The following is a 19,942-nucleotide window of genomic DNA, read 5'->3' on the forward strand; positions in this document are numbered from 1 at the left end:
TTGTAAATGCCGGTGCAGGTGGTGAAAGGGTGGGTGAAAGAAAGCAGTTTGATGCAAGGTGTTGGAGAATTCACAGGTAACCATGTGATGATGTTAGAAGAGGTCTGGTGGCTTACACTTTTATGCAAACAGCTTTTATCTTTGTTATAGTCAATTAAAATAAGAACTACGTAGCAGTGCAGTCATAAAATCTCCCACGGCAGGTAAAACTTTCCGCAAATGCTTTTTAATATTCGCCCATACCTTTTCAATCGGATTAAGCTCGGGTGAATAAGGAGCAAGGGGCAATACTTTATGTCCCTGCTTCTGCGCCATTTCAGTCAAAACCGCCATACGGTGGAAACGGGCATTGTCCATAATGATGACGGATTTCTCCGTCAGTTCGGGCAGCAGCATTTGCTCAAACCATGCTTCGAACAGGCTGCCGTCCATGGTGCCGCAATAGGTCATGGGGGCAATCAGGCTGCCTTTACCTTGGATTTGTGCCGCAACCAATGAAATACGTTGGTATTTTCTGCCGCTGATTTGTGCTTTGACGGGTACGCCTTTTTTCGAGTAAGCGTAAGGGCGGTAAAAAAAGGTGTCGAACCCTGTTTCATCAAGAAAAACTGCTTGATAGTCAGTATAGTGGATTAAAATAAGAATGCCGAAGTAGGGTAAAACGATTCTTTAGCATATCGCCCAATTGCAAGTTTGAATGCAGTTATTTCATTTCGGAGTTTTTATTTGAATTCACTATATATTGGCTCAATGCTTGTTGATAAGCGGCTACTTGTTCGGGCTTTTGTTCTTTGTATGTGGTGGTCTTTTTTTTCGTGTGATGCCCATGACTTTGAGCAGGTAGCTGACATTTGGGGGGCTGCACCCTAAATGTTCTGCGATTTCGTGCAGGTAGGCATCAGGATGCTGTTCGAGATAGTCTGAAAGCTGTTGCCTGTCTATTTTTGTGGCATTACCACCTTTGACTTGATGCGCCAGTGAACCTGTTTGTTCATAGAGTCGCAGCCAACTGCTCAGCGTTTTGTCGCTGATACCGTATACACGGCAGACTTGGCTTGCATTTTGGCATTGCCGGTAATATTCGATTGCTTTTTGTCGGAGTTCTATCGGGTAGGCCATTTTTTTCTGCTGGTAAGGGGGAGTAAAGTTCGGAATTCTTATTTTAATTCACTATAAAATGGGTTGATTCGTGATTTTTGAGTATTCTCAAGAACTATGCGACTTTGTCATGTCTTTCGGTATTTTTGACGACTTTCAAAAATTCCAAAATAGGTTCTCATGCAAAAAACGAAAAGTGTAAACAACGCTGGGATTTTCTACACTGAATCTTTTGCAAAACTTATACCGGCATGGGGAATACTTCTGTTATGCCCGGGCCAAGCCCGGGTGTGGCGGAAAGATATTCTCAAGTTGGTTCGGGTTATTGTGCCGGCGGTGCAAATTTCTGCCAATTGGCGCGCACATATTCTGCGGCGGCGGCGATGTCTTCGTCGGCGGCATCGTAGTAGGCACCGTCCAACTCTTCAAACATATCGAAACGGGTGCGGATGGTGTCGGGCGGGGTGTCTTCATCGGCGAGCCGTTCGATGGCGCTGCCGTGCTGCGCATAGAGGGCTTTGGCCTGGTCGATGATTTTGGGGGTGGGTTTGATGCGCCAGCGGCGCAGGCTGTCGGCGAGCGGGTTCATGAAGATATAGTGAATTCAAATAAAAACTCCGAAATGAAATAACTGCATTCAAACTTGCAATTGGGCGATATGCTAAAGAATCGTTTTACCCTACTTCGGCATTCTTATTTTAATCTACTATATATTCGCCGTAACCAGCGGCAATCAGTTGCACGAAGCCGCCTTCCTGCACTTGGCTGTCGAGATAGCAATAGGCCAGTAGGGTGTGCTGTTCGTCGTTGAGTGTTTCGATGCCGTGCGCTTCGCTGTGTTCGAGGTAGGCGGAAGCGAGGGCATAGAGAAAGGCGGCAGGGTCTTGCGGGTCGAAGTCGGCGGGGTTGACGGTCATGGCGGTGGGTTCCGGCGGTGAAAGAAGGGTGTCGGAAGTTTTTCAGACGGCCTCTGGGCGTGCGGCCGGGCCGTCTGAAAATTTATACTTCGATGCGGTTGGGGGTGAAGGTTTCCCATTTGTTGCACGCGGGGCAGTGCCAGAAGAATACTTGCGATTTGAAATGGCAGTTGCGGCAGCGGTACATCACGGCTTTTTGCAGCTGGCGGCCGACGATGGCGCGCATCATGTCGGCGTCGGCTTTCCATTCGGGGTGCAGGCCGCTCAGTTGCAGGCCGAGCAGGCGGTAAACGCCGCTGAGATCGGGCTTTTTGCGCACCAGATCCACGGCGGTTTGGTTGGCGGCGGCTTCGCCGTTGAGCAGCAGCGATTTGTCGTAAATCACGTTGATCAGGTCGAGTTGCGGGAAGGTTTGCATATAGCCGATGAGCACGCTCAAGCCTTCCTGCGGTTTGCCCAGCGCGTCGTAGGCGTCGTAGAGCCGTTCGCCGACCATGCTCAGATAGGCGTGGTTTTGCTTTTCGATGGCGGTGTAGGCTTCGACGGCGGCGGCGTAGTGGCCTTGCTTTTGCTCGATGTCGCCCAAAATCATGTTGGCACGGGTGCATTTTTTGTTGGCGTTCAAGGCGTTGTGTACGTGGCGGCGGGCGGTGTCGAAGTCGGACTGGAACAGCGCGGCCTGCGCCAGCTCGCAATAGAATTGGGCGATTTCGAATTGGTAGGTTTGTTCGTCGTGGCTTAACAGCTGCGCCGTTTCGATGGCTTTTTCCCAGTCGCGGTCTTGCTGGTAGATGCTCAGCAGCACTTGGCGGGCTTCTTTGGCCATGTTGCCGTTTTGCAGGCCGGTGAAAATCTGCTCGGCGCGGTCGACCAGGCCGGCACTTTGGTAGTTCAGCCCCAGCTCGAACAGCACGCGCTCGCGTTTGTCGCCCACGGTGTCGGGCGAATCGAGCAGGGCTTGGTGCATATTGATGGCTTTGTCGTTTTCGCCGCGCTGGCGGTAGAGTTTGCCCAGCGTGAGGTTCAAGTCGTAAGACTGCGGCTGCTGGTCGATCACTTCGGCCAGTTCGCGCGCGGCTTTGCCGCTGTTGCGGTCAACGAGGGCATCGAGGCTTTTATAAAAGCCGCCGGGTACGGTTTTGGCCTGTTTGAGCACGGTTTTCATATCGACGCGCGCGGCGAACCAGCCCATGGCGAAGAAAACCGGCAACAGGATAATCGGCAGCAGCAGTATCCAGATTTCGTTTTCCATGCGGGTTTATTCCTTGCGTTCGAGCGGGGCGGGCGCGGGGTTTTGCGGCTGCGGCACGGCCAAATCGGCGGCGGTGGTGCGGGCGGATTTTTTCACTTCGGCGCGCAGGCGGTTGTTTTCGCTGCGCAGGGCCAGCAGGCGGCCGAAGAGTGCGAAAATGCCGAACACCGAGCCGATAACGAAGGCGCCGAACAATACCAAAATCAGCGGCAGGTCAATGGCTTGTGCGGGCAGATAGAAAAATTGTACGCTTTGCGTGTTGCTGACGGCGAGAATTAAGAATATCAATAAGATGATGATTTTGATGAGGGTGTAGAAGATTTTCATCTCATGCTCCGTGTTGCAAAGGGTTCGAGCCGTCTGAAAGGCGCGGAAACCCGAAGTTTAAACGATTTGCTTTGTTATAGCGAAAAAAACTTTAGCCCGCTCCGGTGCGGAAGCGCCGCGTCAGCATAAGTTTTTCTGTTGCAGGATACGCCCGATAGCCGTTTGCGGCACTTTTCAACACCGCGGCCTTGTCGTAATATCTGCCGTTGAGAATATTAAACGGTTTTTCGCAAAGGAAAAAATATGACCGACCAAAACGCTGCCATCACCATCACCCCGCATGATTTGCCGCTGCATTGCTCCGGCCCCCAAAACGAAACGTGGAACGGCCACCCGCGCGTGTTTCTGCCCATCCAGTCGAACAGCACCATAGAGTGCCCGTATTGCGGTGCGGTGTATCAATTGGTGGGCGAGGCAAAAGGGCATCATTAAAAAGCAAAGCGGCAAACGCAGGTTTTGTATGGAAAACCAATTGCTTAACAACTGTTTTGTTATACTTTGGCTTGACCCGAGTATCTCATGACATTGAAACTCAAGATACTCGGGTCAAGCCCGAGTATGACGGGGCTTTTTATTAGGCTTGTTCACTATATATAGTGGATTAAAATAAGAATGCCGAAGTAGGGTAAAACGATTCTTTAGCATATCGCCCAATTGCAAGTTTGAATGCAGTTATTTCATTTCGGAGTTTTTATTTGAATTCACTATATTTGAAACTAATCCGAACGATAAGGCCGTCTGAAACGTTTTCAGACGGCCTTGGTGTTTGCGGGTTATTTTTTATCGGCCTTGCGCGTATAGGCAGCATAATAGCCGTAGCCGCTGCGGCCTTCGCTGCGCATGCCGTTGAGTATCACGCCGCTGACCTTGATGTTGCTTTGGGCCAGGCGGTTGGCGCTGATATCGAGTTCGCGGGCGGAGGTGGCGTTGTAGCGCGCCACCAAGAGCGTGGTGCCTGCTTGTTGGCCGACAATGTTGGCATCGGTTACCGACAATACCGGCGGGGTGTCGATAACCACATAATCATAACGCTGGCGGGCGCGGCTCAGCAGCGTGGCGAGCCGGCCGTCGAGCAGCAGCTCCGACGGGTTTTCGGGCAGGGGGCCGTGGCCGATAAAGCTCAGGTTGGGGATTTCGGTTTCCTGCACGGCCTGGCCGGGGGAAAGCCTGCCTTCGAGAATGTCGGACAAGCCTTTTTCGGGGCAGATGGAAAACAGTTCGTCGAGATAGCCTTTGCGCATATCGGCATCAATCAGCAGCACTTTTTTGCCCGACTGCGCCATTACGGTGGCCAGGTTGGCGGCCACGAACGATTTGCCCACGTTGGGTGAGGTGCCGGTAATCATCAGGATATTGTTTTTGGCATCTATCATCGAGAAATAGATGTTGGTGCGCAGGGCGCGCAGGGCTTCCACCGCGGCGTCGGTGGGCGCTTCCACGCCCAGCAGGTAGTTGGCGCGGTTGCCTGAAAACGATTTGAGCTTGCTGCGCAGGGTGTCACGCTTACTCTGCGCTTTGGAAAGCGGAATAATCGCGGCAACATCCATGCCCATCGCTTCGATTTCCTCGGGCTTGGTGATGCCGTGGCGCAGGGCGGAACGCAGCAGGAACCAGCCTGCGGTCAATACGCCGGCGGTCATGGCGGCCAACAGGGTAATCACGGCTTTGCGCGGGGCAACGGGTTTTTCGGGCACGTCGGCGTAGTCGACAATCCACACGTTACCCTGGGTGCTGGCCTTCATGATGTTGAGTTCCTGCTGTTTGGCCAACAGTTGGGTGTAGGTGGTTTGGTTGGTTTCCACGTCGCGGGTCAGGCGGATAACTTCCTGCTGGGTGTTGGGCAGCTCGGCGATTTGCTGGTTGATTCTGCTTTTGGCTTTTTCGAGCACGGCCAGTTTGTCGAGCACGGCTTTATAGGTGGGGTGCTCTTGGGTGTAGAGTTCGGCCAGCCCGGCTTCTTCGGTGCGCAGGTTGGTAATTTGGGTTTCGATGTTTACCAGGCTTTCGAGCGCGCCTTTCGATTCGACGGGGATATCGAGCGAGCCGCTTTTTTTGCGGTATTCGTTTAATTTGTTTTCGGCTTCCTGCAAGGTGGCTTTCAGGCGCGGCAGCTCGTCGCTGATAAAGGCCAAGCCGCTGGCGGCCACCTGAACGTCGCGGTTGATATTTTGGTTGACGTAGTTATCGGCGATGCTGTTCAGGATTTTGGTGATTTTGTCCGGCTCGGTGCCTTTGTAGGCCAAGTTGATAATCGGGCTGGTTTTGCCTTTGCTCGATACGGTCAGGTTTTGCTTGAGGTTTTCGATCGCGCTGAGTTTGGAATGTTTCACCAGCGTAAAGCGCTGGCCGTCGTCGGCCAGAATCTGGTTGACCTGAAGCGTGGTTTGCGGGCTGAGTTTCAGCGCCTGGCCGACTTTGCCGTTGAGCGTGCGCCCGTCGGGCAGCTCGACGGTGTAGCTTTTGCTGTTTTGGGCGGTAAGCACGAATGCTTCGTTAAGCCAGTCCGGCTCCACATCAAACGTGTGGATTTTCAGCTCGGGTTCGGTGTCGCTGCTGAGGTTGTGCACCAGGCTGCCGACAATGGGGAAATATTTCGGCGTAACGGTTTGGGCAAGTTGCAGGTCGTCGACGGTTTTGCCCAGCACCAGCCGCGACTGCGCCAGCTCCAGTTCGCCTTCAAACGTGAGGTTGCTGTTTTCGGGCGAGAACAGGTTGCTGATTTCGGTCAGAATCTGGTTTTGCTTGGTTTCGATTTCCAGCATGGCATCGGCGCGGTAAACGGGGGTGGCGGCCAGGCTGTAGAGTGCGCCCAAAAAGCCGCCGGCCAAAACGGCGATGGCAATCGGGTATTTATAGTGGAGCAGGTTGCGCAGCTGTTGGCCTACGTCGATTTCGCCGCCGCTGTTTTGCGGTGGGTGCGGATATTGTGGGTATTGTTTTGCCATGTTCGGAAATTCCTTTTCATTTCTATTTTTTGTTGTGGGTTTTACCGGCCGGCCTCAAGGCCTGACCATCAGTTTGAACGCCCATTGCTCGGCGGCATCGTCAATCTGGCGGTAAACCGTTTCAAACACTTCGTCGGTTTGCCCGTAGGGGTCGGGTATGCTTTTTTTAGGCAGCCATTGGCCGAACAACATGGTTTTGCTGCGGGCTGCGGGCAATACGTCGGCCACGCCGTCGATATGCCAGGGTTCCATCACCAAAATCAAATCGGCTTCTTCACACATGGCGGCCGTTAATTGGCGGGCGGTGTGGCCGGCGATAACCACGCCGCGGCGAAGGGCGGTGCGTATGGCCTGTAGGTCGGCATCTTTGCCCGCCAGCGCCCTCAATCCTGCCGACGACACTTGCAGGTGGGGCATTTTCTGCTGCAACAGCCGCTCGGCGGTGGGCGAGCGGCAGATATTGCCTATGCACACGATTAAAATCTTCTGATACATCTGGCCGAGATTCGTTAGTTGCCGCCGAAAATATTGTCGATGTAGTAAACGTTGCTGATCGACGCGGTAACTTGCGAAACGACGCGGTTCCAGCGGGCAACCGGCGCGGCGGTAACATATACCACATCGTTGGCGCGCAGTTTGAAGCGGTTGGCCATGGCGTAGGCCGAGGCGTCTTTCAGGTTAAGCTGGTAAACGTGTATGGGTTTTTCGCGGTCGGTCGGCATATTGCGGATAACGAACACGCCCGAGGCGTTGGCGGTTACTTGGTTCATGCCGCCCGCGTTGCCCAGCGCCTGGGTAAGGGTCAGGCCGTAGTTGCCCAGGGGCAGGGAGGCTTGTTTGCCGACTTCGCCCATCACATGGATACGGCTGTTTTCGTTGGTGGGCACATAGATGACATCACCGCCGCGCAAGAGCAGGTTTTGCGACAAATCGCCGTGTTGGCGGATGTCTTGCAGCGAAATGGTGCGTTCTACGCCGTTTTGCGTCCATTTGATGTTGTTGGTGTCGGCATTGCCGGCGGCGCCGCCGGCTTGGTCGATAACGTCAAGCAGGGTGAGCGGCACGTTGGTTAACGGGAACTGGCCGGGTTTGCTTACGGCGCCGGACACGGAAACGCGTTGCGAGCGGAATTCGGCCACGTTCACCGAAACCTGCGGGTTTTTGATGTAGCGTTTCAGACGGCTGGTGAGTATGGATTGCAGCTCGGGCAGGGTTTTGCCGCGAGCGTAGATTTTGCCGGCCAGCGGGTAGGCCAGATAGCCGGACTCGTCAACCCAGGCGCCGTTGCTCACCTGTTTGCTGTCGGGGCTGAGGCTGTCGGTGGAGGGGGTGTTCAGATCGGGGTGGTGCCAAACCAAGATGTTCAGCACGTCGCCGCTGCCGATGCGGTAGCGGTAGTCGGCTTTTTGGCGGTCGAGCGCGGGGTTGCTCAGGGCGCGGCGCGGCGCTTCTTCCATGCGGTCGAGCAGGCCGGGGGTAATCGGGTGGATGCTGATGCGGTTGCTGATGTTGGTGTCGGCCCGGCTTTCGCCTTCTTCGTACACTATGGTTTTGTTGCGGGTGGGCAGGCCGGAGCCGGGGATAACGGTACAGCCTGCGAAAGCGAGCAATGATAAGCTGATGGCGGTGAGTTTCGGGATATTCACGTTTTATCTTCCATTGATGAAAAGGTTGTTGAGGCCGTCTGAAAAAGAATAGTGTTTCAGACGGCCTTGCGGTTCTGTAACCACACTAAATCGCAGATATCGTCTTTGGGTGCAAAGCCGGTGGGCGCTTCTAATAAGAGTTGCCGCAGCGCCATTTGGTTCATTTGCCTGCATGCCGAATCCATACGGTTAAGTATGTCGGATAACGCTTCCCACGGCAGCATTACTTCGCTGGCGGTCATAATGCGGGGATGAGTGGTTTTTTGCACTTCGTCGCCGATTAACAATTCTTCATATAATTTTTCGCCCGGGCGCAGGCCGGTGATTTTGATTTCGATGTCGCCGTCGGGGTTTTGGTCGTCTTTCACTTCCAAACCGCTCAGGCGGATCATCTGCTTGGCCAGGTCGATGATTTTTACCGACTCGCCCATGTCGAGCACGAACACGTCGCCGCCTTTGCCCATCGCGCCCGCCTGAATCACCAGCTGCGCGGCTTCGGGAATGGTCATGAAGTAGCGGGTGATGTCTTCGTGGGTAAGCGTAATCGGGCCGCCTTGGGCGATTTGTTTTTCAAACACGGGCACCACCGAGCCGGAAGAGCCGAGCACGTTGCCGAAGCGCACCATGCAGAAACGGGTTTGCTGGCCGGGTTCGGCGGCCAATGCCTGCAAACACAGCTCGGCCATGCGTTTGCTCGCTCCCATGGTGTTGGTGGGGCGCACGGCTTTGTCGGTGGAAATCAAAACGAAGGTTTCCACACCCGCATCCACGGCGGCCTGCGCGCAGAAGAGCGTGCCGTACACATTGTTGCGCACGCCTTCGATGGTGTTGAATTCGACCATCGGCACATGCTTGTAGGCGGCGGCGTGATACACGGTTTGCACGCCGTAAGCCTGCATGATGCTGAAGAGACGGTTGCGGTGCTGCACCGAACCCAAAAGCGGCACGATTTCGATATTCATGCCCGAGGCCGTCTGAAATTCGTTCAGCTCTTTGTCGATGCTGTAAAGCGAAAATTCCGACAATTCAAACAGCAGCAGTTTGGCGGGGCGGTAGCGGATAATCTGGCGGCACAGCTCGGAGCCGATGGAACCGCCCGCGCCGGTTACCAGCACCACTTTGCCGGAAATGTCGGCGCTCATCAGTTCGGGGCGCGGGGCGACGGGGTCGCGGCCGAGCAAATCCACCACCGACACTTTTTTCAGCGAGCTGATGCTGATTTTGCCGTCGACCAAATCTTTCATGCCGGGAATCGCCAGCACTTCGCACGGCAGGGCTTTGAGGCGTTCGATAATCAGTTTGCGCTGTTCCTGCGAGGCGCTGGGAATCGCCAGTAGGATTTTTTCCACACCGTAGCGTTTGATTAAGTCTTCGATTTCAGACGGCCTGTAAACGGGCAGGTCGTAAATGGTGGTGCGCTGGATGGCGGGGTTGTCGTCCACAAACGCCACGGCGTTGTATTCGTTAACCTGTTTGATGGCTTCGAGCAGCTGGCGGCCCGACTGCCCCGCACCGTAGATAATCACGGGCGCCATTTGTTTGCGGTGGCTGCGGTCGGTGAGAAAGGCTTTCAAAATGATGCGCGAGCTGGTTACCAGCACCACCAGCATCAGGAAATACACCACCGGCAGGGCCAGCCGCAGCCGCTGCTCGAACAGCAGCACGCTGAACAGGAAAATAAACGCCGAGGCCACGCAGCCGAGCACGGCGGTGCTGAGGATGCGGGTGCTCACATAGCGGGTAACGGCGCGGTAGAGGCCCAGCCGCACAAACAGCAAAATGGTCAGCACGGCGGTGGCGGCGAACGCCAGCCAGTTGGCAAAGCTGCCCCATTCGTTGAAATAATTGGCTTTCAGGCTTTGGGCAAACCAAAAAGCCACAAAAATCACCAGAGTATCGTGGATAACGAAAAAGGTTTTTTTCACATTGCGGGGCAATGCAAGTAAGGTTTCCAAGTTCATCGTTTTATTATCCGGTTGTTATTGTTTTGGAAAAGCGTATTCTCGATCGGGATAACAGTGTTTTTTCAGACGGCCTTCAGAAGGCTGAGGCCGCCTGAAAACTTTCATGCGGTTGCTTCTGCGAGCACTTCCTGTATGTTTTTGCAGCAAAACGCCATTTCTTCGGGCGTGATGGTCGGGTGTACCAGAAACATCAGGCTGGTGTCGCCCAATTCAACGGCGTTTTTCAGCCGCTCTTTCGGCCGCCACGGCGTGTTGTCGAAGGCTTTTTCCAAATACACTTCCGAGCAGCTGCCCTGATAGCAGGGCACTTTGCGTTCGGCCAAGGCTTCGACGATGCGGTCGCGGCTCCAGCCCGCTTTCAGGTTTTCCGGTTTCACAAACGCATAAAATTTATATTGCGCGTGTTCGATATAGTCGGGCACGTTTACCAAGCGGATGCAGGCAAACGGTTTGAGCACCGCTTCGAGTTGCGCGGCGTTGGCTTGGCGTTTGGCCGTCCAATCGCTCATGCGCTTGAGCTGGATGCGGCCGATAACCGCCTGCATCTCCATCATGCGCCAGTTGGTGCCGAAGCTCTCGTGCAGCCAGCGGAAGCCGGGCGGGTGTTGGCGGTTATAAACGGCATCGTAGCTTTTGCCGTGGTCTTTATACGACCACATTTTCGACCACAAATCTTTATCGTTGGTGGTAACCATGCCGCCCTCACCGCCGGTGGTCATGATTTTGTCTTGGCAGAACGACCACGCGCCGACATGGCCGATGGAGCCGACGGGTTTGCCTTTGTATTTGGCGCCGTGCGCTTGGGCGCAGTCTTCGATAACCCACAGTTTGTGCTGTTCGGCCAGCGCCATGATGCCGTCCATTTCGGCGGGCATACCGGCCAAGTGCACCACGATGATGGCTTTGGTGTTCGGCGTTAAGGCCGCCTGAACGGTTTCGGCGGAAATGTTCTGGCTGTTCAAATCCACATCGGCAAACACGGGGTTGGCGCCGGCGGTTACGATGGCGGAGGCGGAGGCGAGAAACGTGCGCGAGGTAACAATCACGTCGTCGCCCGCGCCGATGCCCATCGCTTTGAGGGCAACGTCGAGCGCCAGCGTGCCGTTGCCCAGCGCAACGGCGTATTCTGTACCGCACCATGCGGCAAATTCTTTTTCAAACTCGCGGCATTCGGTGCCTGTCCAGTAGTTCACTTTGTTAGACAGTAAAACGCGCGAAACGGCGTCGGCCTCTTCTTGGGTGAAGCTGGGCCACGGGGCGATAGAAGTGTTAAGCATCGGCTGATCCTGCAAAAAGGCTGGTGGAATCTTTGGGGGCGACTTCTTCCAAAATGCGGCGGTCGACCAGGGTGTATTTCTGACCGTCGATTTCGACGTAGGCACCGTCGTAGGGGGGGAACCAGAACGCACGGATTTTTCTGCCCACATCGTCGCCGGGGCGGACTTCTTTCATGGCTTCCATTTCGGCACGGCTGGTGTATTCGCCGCCGATATTCGGGAAGGTGGGCAGTTTGGCTTCGCTCTCAACCGCCTGCATAATCAGGCGTTTGGCAAAACCGTCGAGCACCTGCATCGATTCGCGTTCGAGCGATTGCGCGGTGGCGGTGTCGGGGTCCATCGCAAAGCGTACCACTTCGATTAAATCGCCGGTGTCGATGGAGTCGTCGATGTAGTGGGCGGAAATGCCCCATTCGGAGAGGCCGTCCATAATCGCCAGGTTATAGCCGCCCGTGCCTTTGTATTCGGGCAGGATGGCGGGGTGGAAGTTGATGGTGCCGCGCGCGGGCACGGTTAAAAATTCGTCGCGCAGTTTGCGCCAATATAATACCGATAAGCCCAAATCGTATTTCAGACGGCCTTCGCGCATGGCTTCGAGCGCCGTGTCGAAGGTGTAGAGCGGCAGCCCCAAACGTTTGGCCACCGCCGTGGTGGGCGAACCTTGCAGGTGGCTGTCGGTTAACACGCCGACGATTTCGATGCCGCTTTGGGCGGATAAAAATTCCAAGAGGCCTGCGGAAACTTTTTTCCGACCCATAAAGAGAATTCTGGTCATTGTGCAATCCTTTGTTTGAAAGGTGATTTAAAGTTGAGGCTTGAATTTTCAGGCCGGTGCATACGGCAAACCCGGTTATTTGTTTTCAGACGGCATACTCGTTGTTTAAGTTCGGTTCGGGTGTGAGGCGGGTGTTTGTGCGGCAAGGCGGAGTGCCGTTGTTCGGCCGTTATTTGTCGCGAACCAAAACTTTGGCGTCGTAGCGCAGCATAATCAGGTTGTTTTCCCATTCGTCGAAAAACGGGATTTTTTCGCCGTAGAGGTATTCGCGCATCAGCCAGCCGGGATAGTTGCCGCCGGCGGCATAGGTGAGCGGGAAGCCGCCGCCGAAGCGCGGGTTGATTTCGATGCCGTAAACCGTGCTGCCTTTGCAGAAAAACTGGGCGGTGATGCAGCCGCGCGCACCTTCGAGATGCGACATTTTGTCGATCAGCAGCGTATAAAGGCCGTTGCGGCGGGTGGCGCCTTTGCTCACTTCGCCGGTGCGCACTTCGAGGCGTTCGCGCGGCACGGCGCATTTCAGACGGCCCGAACGGTCGTAATAGAGATCAACGGTGAATTCGGTGAATTCGTTGGTGATGTCGATATATTGGCAGAAGATGATTTTCGGGTCTTTGAGCATGTCGTAAGACAAATCTTCGGCGGTGTGGATATATTTCGCGCCGATGCTGCGGCTGCCGTCGTAGGGTTTGGCAAAGCAGGGGAAGGTGAGGTTTTCGCGCTCGTAGATTTCGGGTGTGTCGATGTCGCAGTGGTTGAAGAGGCTGGCGGTGAAACGCTTGTCGCGGCAGATGGTTACCAGCTCCGAGTCGGAAACGATGATGTGGATGCCCGCTTCTTCGAAACGGCGGCGCGCATCGGCGAGTTTTTGCAGCTCGGTGTCGATGGTGGGGATAATCAGGCCGATGTTTTGCTCAAGCGCCAAATCGAAAATGCTGTCGATATAGTTTTCGGCGGAAATCGGCGGCACGCTGAACGCGCCGTCGGCCACATGGCAGGCGGGCGACATACGGGGGTTCAGGTCGGTGGCCAGCACCTTGATGCCGTCTGAAAACTTGGCGGCTTCGGCTTGGAAGTCCTGCACAAGCTCTACGCGGCGGCCGGCGGATAAAATGAGTACGTTTTTATTGGTTGTCATGGTCGTTGTCGCCTGTCGGGTTGTTGCCCTTGAAAGTGGGCATGGTTACGTCTTCTCCGGCATTGATGCCTTCCCTTACAAATACTTTTTTTACGGTGAGCATCAGGATTTTGATATCGAGCCAAAAGCTTTGGTTATCTATATACCATACATCATAAGCAAATTTGTCGTCCCACGAAATCGCGTTGCGCCCGTTTACCTGCGCCCAGCCGGTGATGCCCGGTTTCATTTCGTGGCGGCGGTATTGGAATTCGTTATAAAGCGGCAGGTATTTCATCAGCAGCGGGCGCGGGCCGACCAGGCTCATGTCGCCTTTGAGCACGTTCCACAACTCGGGCAGCTCGTCGAGGCTGGTGGCGCGCAGCTTTCTGCCGAACGGGGTGAGCCGCTCGCTGTCGGGCAGCGGGTTGCCGTTTGCATCAACGGCATCGCGCATGGAGCGGAATTTAATCATTTTGAACGGCTTGCCGTCTTTGCCCGGCCGCTCTTGGGTGAAAAACACGGGCGAGCCGAGGTTTTTGCGGATTAAATAGGCCAAAACCAGCAACACGGGCGATAAAACAATCAGCCCGGCAGCCGAGGCAGCGATGTCGAAAAGGCGTTTTATCAGCATATTCATTGTCGGCTCCCCAATTGTTCTACTAAGCGGACGATTTTTTGGTAGGCGATATCGCGCTTGAAGCGGCGCACGATTTCTTCGCTGTTAACCGGATCGTTTTTGTGTTGCAGGATTTGGCGGGCGGCGGCGGTAAAGCTTTCCACGTCGCCCGAGCGGTAGTTTGCGTGCGGCAGCAGGGTGAGGATTTCGTCGATTTCGCTGCTTACCTGACTGTTCAGTATGGGCTTTTCCAGCGCCATATAGTCGGAAAGCTTGTTGGTAACCGACTGCATGGCATACGAATGGATAGGGTTCACGGCAATGTCGCAGCCTTTGGCAACCGACATCATTTCGGCATAGGGGATATAGCCGTAAAACTTCACCGCCTCGGATTCGTATTGTTTGAGTTTTTCCAAATCGGGGCCGCCGCCCATGATGTGCAGCTCGACGTTTTCGCCCGCTTCGGCCAAACGCTGTATGCCTTTGCACACGGTTTCCATATCGTAGCTGTAGCTGAGGGTGCCCAAATAGAAGAAGCGGGTTTTATCGCCGCTAAACGGTTTGGGTTGGGCGCTGCCCAGTTTGTCGTAATCCGCACCGATATACACCACTTCGCCGGGTGCGCCGGGGTTGGCTTCTTTGGCACGGTCGAGATAGCTTTGCGACACGGCCACCAAGCCGTCGGCGTAAGCGTAGGCGGCGTTGGCGCGCGAAGCGAACGGCAGCAGGTTGTGGGGGATTTTTTTCAGGGCGGGGATAACCGAAGAGAAAGCCTCCGGCCAAACGTCCTGCACATCGACAATCAGTTTGTAGCCCAAGCGCGCTTTATGCTTGCCCAAAAGGATATTGGTGGCGATCAGCGGGTAGGCGGAATAAACCACGTCCCATTCGCCCGGCCGGCAGTTTTGCAGCCACTGTTCGAAATCTTTCACCAGCACATGATGGCTTTGCACGCGGGCGAGCGATACGTTTTTGGTGTAGCCGCTTTCTTTGAGCAGCTTCACTTTCAGACGGCCTTGCGAAGATTCTTCGGCCATTTCGGGCCGTCTGAAAGATTTGTTCAGATGCTTGAAGTTACTGGTGAGCAGCAGCACGTCGTGGGATTGCGCCAATAATACGGCCAAATACCAGAAACGGTTGAAATTAGGCTCGCCCGGCAACGAACAGTAGGGGGCAACGATGGCAATTTTCATAGCGGTTTCCTGTATTTACATATTATAGGCGGCCAAGGTGGTGCGGTATATTTCTTCGTCGGAACACAGGTGCGTTACGCGGTCGTGCAGGGCTTTGCCCATGCGCCGGCGCAGTTCGGGGCTGGCGGCCAGCTTCTCAACGGCACCGGCAAAGGCCGCTTTGTCTTCAAACGGTATGCAGCGGCCGGTTTCGCCGTCGACCACCATTTCGGAAATACCCGCCGCATCATATGAAACCACGGGGGTTTCGTATAAGCCGGCTTCCAGAATATTGTTGCCTACGCCCGCGCCGTGATCGCCGATTAAAACGGGCGTGTTGAGCAGGATATCGACTTCTTTGAAATAAGCGCCCAAGTCGCGCACGCCGCCGAGAAAGCTCACATGTTCGGCAATGCCCAGGTTTTGCGCCTGCGCTTTGAGGTTGTCTGTTTCTTCGCCTATGCCGGCCACCGAGAGCTTGACCGGCACGCCGCGGTCGAGCAGCGCTTTCACGATGTCGATGGTCAAGTGTACGGCACGGGTGCGGCTCAGGCGCGAGAGCGTGCCGAGCATCACATAATCTTTGGCTGTTTTTTCTTGAACGGCGGCCGCTTTTTCGGGCAGGGCGTTGTAGGTGTAGGCAATGCGTGCGGCGGGGAAACCGTGGCGTATCAATTTGTCGCGCTCGTGTTTGCAGTTGCCGATGATATACACGCCGAGCCTGTCGAACAGTTTGGCGATTTTCGGATAGGTTTCGGGGTCGAGGCCGCGGGCGTGGTAAAACACTTTGGTTTTGGGCGAAACGATTTTGGCGGCTATGGCGCAGGCAGGTACGATGCGCGCCATCTGGCAGTGCACGATGTCGGGCCGCTCTTTGGCGAGCATGCGGGTGTAGGCCAGCATTCCTTTCAGATAGCCGCTTTTGCCGTTGTAGAAATCAATATCGTACCATTTCATCCCCACAGCTTTGGCTTCCGCAACCAAAGGGCCGTCTGAAGAAGCCAGAACCACGGTATGGCCGTGTTCGTGCAACAGCTTGCCCAAACGGAACGCTGCGTGTTCGGTGCCGCCCAGGCCGCTCATTGAAGTTGTGATGATAATTTTCATGGGTGCGATAGTTTTTGCATTTGTTAATTACAGTTGGACATAAAAACGATGTAAAAGATGCCTGCCGGTATGCAAATAAACTTTAACGGCAGGCAAGGTTTTTCAGACGGCCTTTACCGAAAGGCCGCCGCAGGTGTTTATATGCGGTATGCTTCCATCGTGGTCCGGTAGATTTCTTCGTCGGAACACAAAGCGTTAACGTGTTTGTTTAACGCCTTGCCCAACTGCTGCCGCAAGGGTTTGTCGTAAACCAGTTTTTCCACGGCGTCGGCAAAGCCCTGTTCGTCGCCGAGCTTGAAGCAGTAGCCCGTTTCGCCCTGTATTACCATTTCGGTGATGCCGCCCATGTTGTAGGTCACGACGGGGGTTTCATACAGCCCCGCCTCCAGCACATTGTTGCCCACACCCGCGCAGCTGTCGCCGGGGCAGCGGGGGTTGTTCAGCAAAATATCCACTTCTTTGAAATATTCGGTCAGATTGCGCACGCCGCCGAGAAAAGTTACTTTGTCGGCCACGCCCAAACGATCGGCCTGCGCTTTGAGTTTGTCCATGTCTTCGCCCACGCCCGCGATGTTGAGGCGGACGGGCAGGTGGCGGTCGAGCAGTATTTTGAAAATATCCAGCGTTTGATCCACCGCGCGCAGATAGTCGAGCCTTGAGAGCGTGCCCAGCGTTACATAATCTTTTTCAGCCTTTTCGGGCACATAATCCACTTTGTGCAGGGCGTTGTAAGTATAGGTGACGCGGTTTGCGGGAAAGCCGTGGCGGATTAATTTGTCGCGTTCGTGTTTGCAGTTGGCGATGATATACACGCCCAGCCTGCGGAAAATCTTCACCACTTTCGGATAGGTTTCCGCCACCAGGCCGCGGGCGTGCCAAAACACCTTGGTGCGCGGCGACGCAAGTTTGGCGGCTACGGCGCAGGCGGGCACGATGCGCGCCATCTGGCAGTGGACGATATCGGGTTTTTCCTGCCGCACCAGTTTGAAAAACGCCTGCATTCCCTTCAAATAACCCAACCCGCCGCCGTTATAGAAATCAATGGGCTGCCACTTCATGCCCGCTTCGCGGCAATCGCCGACCAGCGGGCCGTCTGAAGAGGCCAGCAGCACTTCGTGTCCCTTGTTGCACAACAAACGCCCCAAACGGTAGGTGGCGTTTTCCGTGCCGCCCAAGCCGCTCATCGAGGTGGCTAGAATGATTTTCATGAATCAATACCTTTTATTATAAGTTTCAGCAGAGTAAACGTTTTCAGACGGCCTGCGTCCGAAGAAATAAACGGCCAGCAGAAAGCAGGGCAGCCAGATAAAAGGCAGCCGCAGAATAGACGAAGGAATAAACCCGCCGATTAAAAACACGGCCATGCCGGTTAGGGCAAACATACGCACCTTGCCGCTGATGCCGCCCGCCGCTGCAAACAGGGTGGTGTAGCCTGCCACATAAAGCAGGAAACCCAGCAGCGACACGATGCCGAAGCCCAGATAAAGCTCGATAACGAAACTGTGCGGGTTTTCAAACCCCAAACTGCTGCCGATGTGGCCGCCGAAAAATTCGCCGAAGTTTTTCGGGCCGTAGCCGGTGAACAGGGCGGGAATATTGTTCCAAAAGTGGTTGTAGATTTCCTGGCGCGAAGAAACTGAATTGTCGCTGCCGAAATCGTATAAAAAGAGATAAATGCGGGTGGAAAAACGCTCTAAAAATTCGTTGCTGTTTAACGAGAGCAGAAAATCCTGCACCGCATATTGCGGAATCATGGCCACCAGCAGGTAAAGCAGCACGATGGAAAACACGGTGGCCAAGCCGTTTTTACGGTAGAGCAGCGTTAACAGGGCAACCAGAAAATAACAGGCGATGGCGGTGCGCGACACACTGGCGAAAATCACCAGGCCGAGCAGCGCAAACAAGCCCCAGCCGACCAGCACCTCTTTGCGGTTGCGGCCCAGCTGCGTGAAAAACACCAACACGGCGGGCGTGAGGCACACGGCGGTGGTGGCGAGGTTGTTGGGGTTGAAAAACAACCCTTTCACCGCACCCGCTTCCAGCGCCAGCTCTTCGATAGCGGTAACAAACTGAATGCCTGCGCCGATTTCGAAAAAAGGCGGAATACAGATAAACGCCGCAAAAAACAGAATCAGCCGCTGGATAAAGCCCAGCGGGTTGGGCGAGTGCGCAACGATTTGGTAGAGCAGGTAGAAAAAACACGGCAGCGAGAGGAAAAACATCAAATCGACAAACTGGGAGCCGGTAATCGGCGAAATCACCAAATGCAGCGCGCTCCAGCCCGCCATCACGGCCAAGCCCGCAAGCAGCACGGCGATGCCCGAAGGAAAGCGTTTGTTTTCGAGCAGGACGGCAAGCACCGTGCAGAGGATAAACAGAATGGTTAAAAGGTTGTCGATACGTTGGATGCCGAGAAAATACGACATCGCCGGGCCGACCATATAGGCGCCCAGCATGCCGTAAACCAGCAGCATATACAGATGGATGTTTTTAACTTTCATCGCCTGCCCCGTTAGTTGTGCGCAGTATTAAGCACGGCGCGGTATTGCGCTTTGATTTGCCCGATTACACTTTGTTCGCCGTATTCGTTCAAACAGTTTTCGCGCAGCACGGCGGCATCGTAGCGGCCGCGGTTTTCATACAGTTCCACCAGCGCGCCGGCCAGCGCACCGATGTTTTCGGTGGGCACCAGCAGGCCGTTTTCGGGGGTAACGGTAGAGTTCGGCCCGCCGCAGCGGGTGGCGATAACGGGCAGCCCCTGCGACAAGGCTTCAATGAAGACCACGCCGAAGGTTTCGTGGCGGCTGGCCAGCACGAAAGCATCGCTTTGGCGCATCAGGGCCAGCACTTCTTCGTTTTGCAGTTTGCCCAAAAACGTAACCGAATTTCCGATGCCGAGTTTGCGGGTCAGTTCGTGCAGTTGCGCATCGGCCAGGCCGGTGCCGCCGATTTTCAGCTTGAGGCCGGGGTGCTTTTTCAGCGCTTCGGCAAAGGCGGGCAGCAGAATGTCGTAGCCTTTGTTGTAGTTGAGGTGGGCAACCGAGCAAAACGTAAAACCGTCGTTCTGCGGTTTGTTTGCCGCATCGAAAGGCTCGGCGAATTTGGCCGGCAGGATGTTGGGGATATACTGCCAATCCAGCCCGTCGTATTCGCTTTCGAGCAGGCGGCAGAAATCGCGGCTCACGGCGATGCGGGCGGCGCATTGTTTTGCCGAACGCATCATGGCGTCGCGCTGCCAGTCGCGCACCAGTTTGCGCGCATAAGTGGAGCTGTGTTCGGTGAGCACATAGGGAATGCCGGTTTCGCTGTGGATTTCGTGCGCTAGAATGCCGCCGTAGTTCATGCTGTGGGCGTGGATGATGTCGGGGCGGCCGTGTTCGCGCACATAGCGGCGGAAGAGTTTCCAGCCCGCCTTCAGCCAGCGGCTGCGGTCGATGGCGGTGCGCGGAAAGAAATACATGCTTTTATAAAGATAGGTGGGGATGTGCGCTTCAACAAAGCTGCGCACGCCGTAGCCGCCGGTGAAAATCGACTTTGGCTCACCGCGCATCGAGCGGAAAACGGGGGCGATCACGCCCACCTGCACGCCGGCGCGCTGCAAGGCCTGCGCCTGCTGCTGGAAGAAAATACCGTTGATATCGCCGGGGCCGGAAGGATACCAAGAGGGAATGATTAAAACGTGCATAATGTATTGCCTTGTTATTATTAAAGTCCGTTAGGTTTTCG

General features: G+C 55.1%; 17 protein-coding genes and 2 pseudogenes. 1 reads left to right on the plus strand and 18 read right to left on the minus strand.

The genetic code is table 11. From position 1 onward, the window contains the following. Window positions 1–150: 150 nt before the first annotated feature. From H3L92_RS13530 to H3L92_RS00210, 5 genes and pseudogenes are all read right to left on the minus strand, one after another. Window positions 151–1,119, minus strand: a pseudogene (locus tag H3L92_RS13530) (IS630 family transposase). Window positions 1,120–1,420: 301 nt separating this feature from the next. Continuing rightward, window positions 1,421–1,687: a DMP19 family protein gene (locus H3L92_RS00195; protein ID WP_085366155.1), complete on the minus strand. Its 267-nt coding sequence runs from the start codon at window positions 1,685–1,687 to the stop codon at window positions 1,421–1,423. Between the two features lie 124 nt (window positions 1,688–1,811). Next, window positions 1,812–2,015, minus strand: a pseudogene (locus H3L92_RS00200) (hypothetical protein); the annotation flags it as partial. Window positions 2,016–2,097: 82 nt separating this feature from the next. After that, window positions 2,098–3,267, minus strand: a complete 1,170-nt coding sequence (gene lapB / locus H3L92_RS00205; RefSeq protein ID WP_085366157.1) for a lipopolysaccharide assembly protein LapB — start codon at window positions 3,265–3,267, stop codon at window positions 2,098–2,100. 6 nt (window positions 3,268–3,273) lie between these two features. Continuing rightward, window positions 3,274–3,594, minus strand: coding sequence for a LapA family protein (locus H3L92_RS00210; RefSeq protein WP_085366158.1), 321 nt, complete (start codon window positions 3,592–3,594; stop codon window positions 3,274–3,276). Between the two features lie 243 nt (window positions 3,595–3,837). Here H3L92_RS00210 and H3L92_RS00215 point away from each other — a divergent pair, with 243 nt between their 5' ends. Beyond that, on the plus strand, window positions 3,838–4,026 hold the full coding sequence (locus tag H3L92_RS00215; protein ID WP_085366159.1) for a zinc-finger domain-containing protein: 189 nt from the start codon (window positions 3,838–3,840) through the stop codon (window positions 4,024–4,026). A 341-nt stretch (window positions 4,027–4,367) separates the two neighbouring features. On the opposite strand, the gene H3L92_RS00220 is transcribed toward H3L92_RS00215, so the two are convergent. From H3L92_RS00220 to H3L92_RS00280, 13 genes are all read right to left on the minus strand, one after another. After that, window positions 4,368–6,539, minus strand: a complete 2,172-nt coding sequence (locus H3L92_RS00220) for a polysaccharide biosynthesis tyrosine autokinase (RefSeq protein WP_085366160.1) — start codon at window positions 6,537–6,539, stop codon at window positions 4,368–4,370. A 54-nt stretch (window positions 6,540–6,593) separates the two neighbouring features. Next, entirely contained in the window at window positions 6,594–7,034 is a 441-nt protein-coding gene (locus H3L92_RS00225; RefSeq protein WP_085366161.1) for a low molecular weight protein-tyrosine-phosphatase, read from the minus strand. Between the two features lie 14 nt (window positions 7,035–7,048). Then, window positions 7,049–8,179, minus strand: a complete 1,131-nt coding sequence (locus H3L92_RS00230) for a polysaccharide export protein (protein WP_085366188.1) — start codon at window positions 8,177–8,179, stop codon at window positions 7,049–7,051. Window positions 8,180–8,241: 62 nt separating this feature from the next. Continuing rightward, window positions 8,242–10,146, minus strand: a complete 1,905-nt coding sequence (locus H3L92_RS00235) for a polysaccharide biosynthesis protein (RefSeq protein WP_085366162.1) — start codon at window positions 10,144–10,146, stop codon at window positions 8,242–8,244. Window positions 10,147–10,250: 104 nt separating this feature from the next. Further along, entirely contained in the window at window positions 10,251–11,426 is a 1,176-nt protein-coding gene (locus H3L92_RS00240; protein WP_085366163.1) for a DegT/DnrJ/EryC1/StrS family aminotransferase, read from the minus strand. Continuing rightward, window positions 11,419–12,201 (minus strand): formyltransferase family protein, encoded by a 783-nt coding sequence (locus H3L92_RS00245; protein WP_085366164.1) that lies wholly within the window; start codon window positions 12,199–12,201, stop codon window positions 11,419–11,421. Before H3L92_RS00245 ends, H3L92_RS00240 begins: the two co-directional genes overlap by 8 nt. A 169-nt stretch (window positions 12,202–12,370) precedes the next feature. Continuing rightward, window positions 12,371–13,339 (minus strand): ATP-grasp domain-containing protein, encoded by a 969-nt coding sequence (locus H3L92_RS00250; protein WP_085366165.1) that lies wholly within the window; start codon window positions 13,337–13,339, stop codon window positions 12,371–12,373. Continuing rightward, complete coding sequence (locus H3L92_RS00255; protein WP_085366166.1) at window positions 13,326–13,958, minus strand: sugar transferase; 633 nt, start codon at window positions 13,956–13,958, stop codon at window positions 13,326–13,328. The genes H3L92_RS00250 and H3L92_RS00255 overlap by 14 nt, the downstream gene beginning before the upstream one ends. Continuing rightward, entirely contained in the window at window positions 13,955–15,130 is a 1,176-nt protein-coding gene (locus H3L92_RS00260) for a glycosyltransferase (protein ID WP_085366167.1), read from the minus strand. The genes H3L92_RS00255 and H3L92_RS00260 overlap by 4 nt, the downstream gene beginning before the upstream one ends. A gap of 15 nt (window positions 15,131–15,145) precedes the next feature. Next, complete coding sequence (locus H3L92_RS00265; RefSeq protein WP_085366168.1) at window positions 15,146–16,216, minus strand: glycosyltransferase family 4 protein; 1,071 nt, start codon at window positions 16,214–16,216, stop codon at window positions 15,146–15,148. Between the two features lie 137 nt (window positions 16,217–16,353). Further along, the gene (locus tag H3L92_RS00270) at window positions 16,354–17,424 is read right to left on the minus strand and encodes a glycosyltransferase family 4 protein (protein WP_085366169.1); all 1,071 of its coding nucleotides are present in this window, start codon (window positions 17,422–17,424) and stop codon (window positions 16,354–16,356) included. 3 nt (window positions 17,425–17,427) lie between these two features. After that, window positions 17,428–18,717 carry an O-antigen ligase family protein gene (locus H3L92_RS00275; RefSeq protein WP_085366170.1) on the minus strand — a complete coding sequence of 430 codons (1,290 nt, stop codon included), beginning with the start codon at window positions 18,715–18,717 and terminating at the stop codon, window positions 17,428–17,430. Window positions 18,718–18,728: 11 nt separating this feature from the next. Then, on the minus strand, window positions 18,729–19,901 hold the full coding sequence (locus H3L92_RS00280) for a glycosyltransferase (protein ID WP_085366171.1): 1,173 nt from the start codon (window positions 19,899–19,901) through the stop codon (window positions 18,729–18,731). Window positions 19,902–19,942: the final 41 nt, after the last annotated feature.

This window comes from Neisseria dentiae (assembly GCF_014055005.1).
Taxonomy (GTDB): Bacteria; Pseudomonadota; Gammaproteobacteria; order Burkholderiales; family Neisseriaceae; genus Neisseria; species Neisseria dentiae.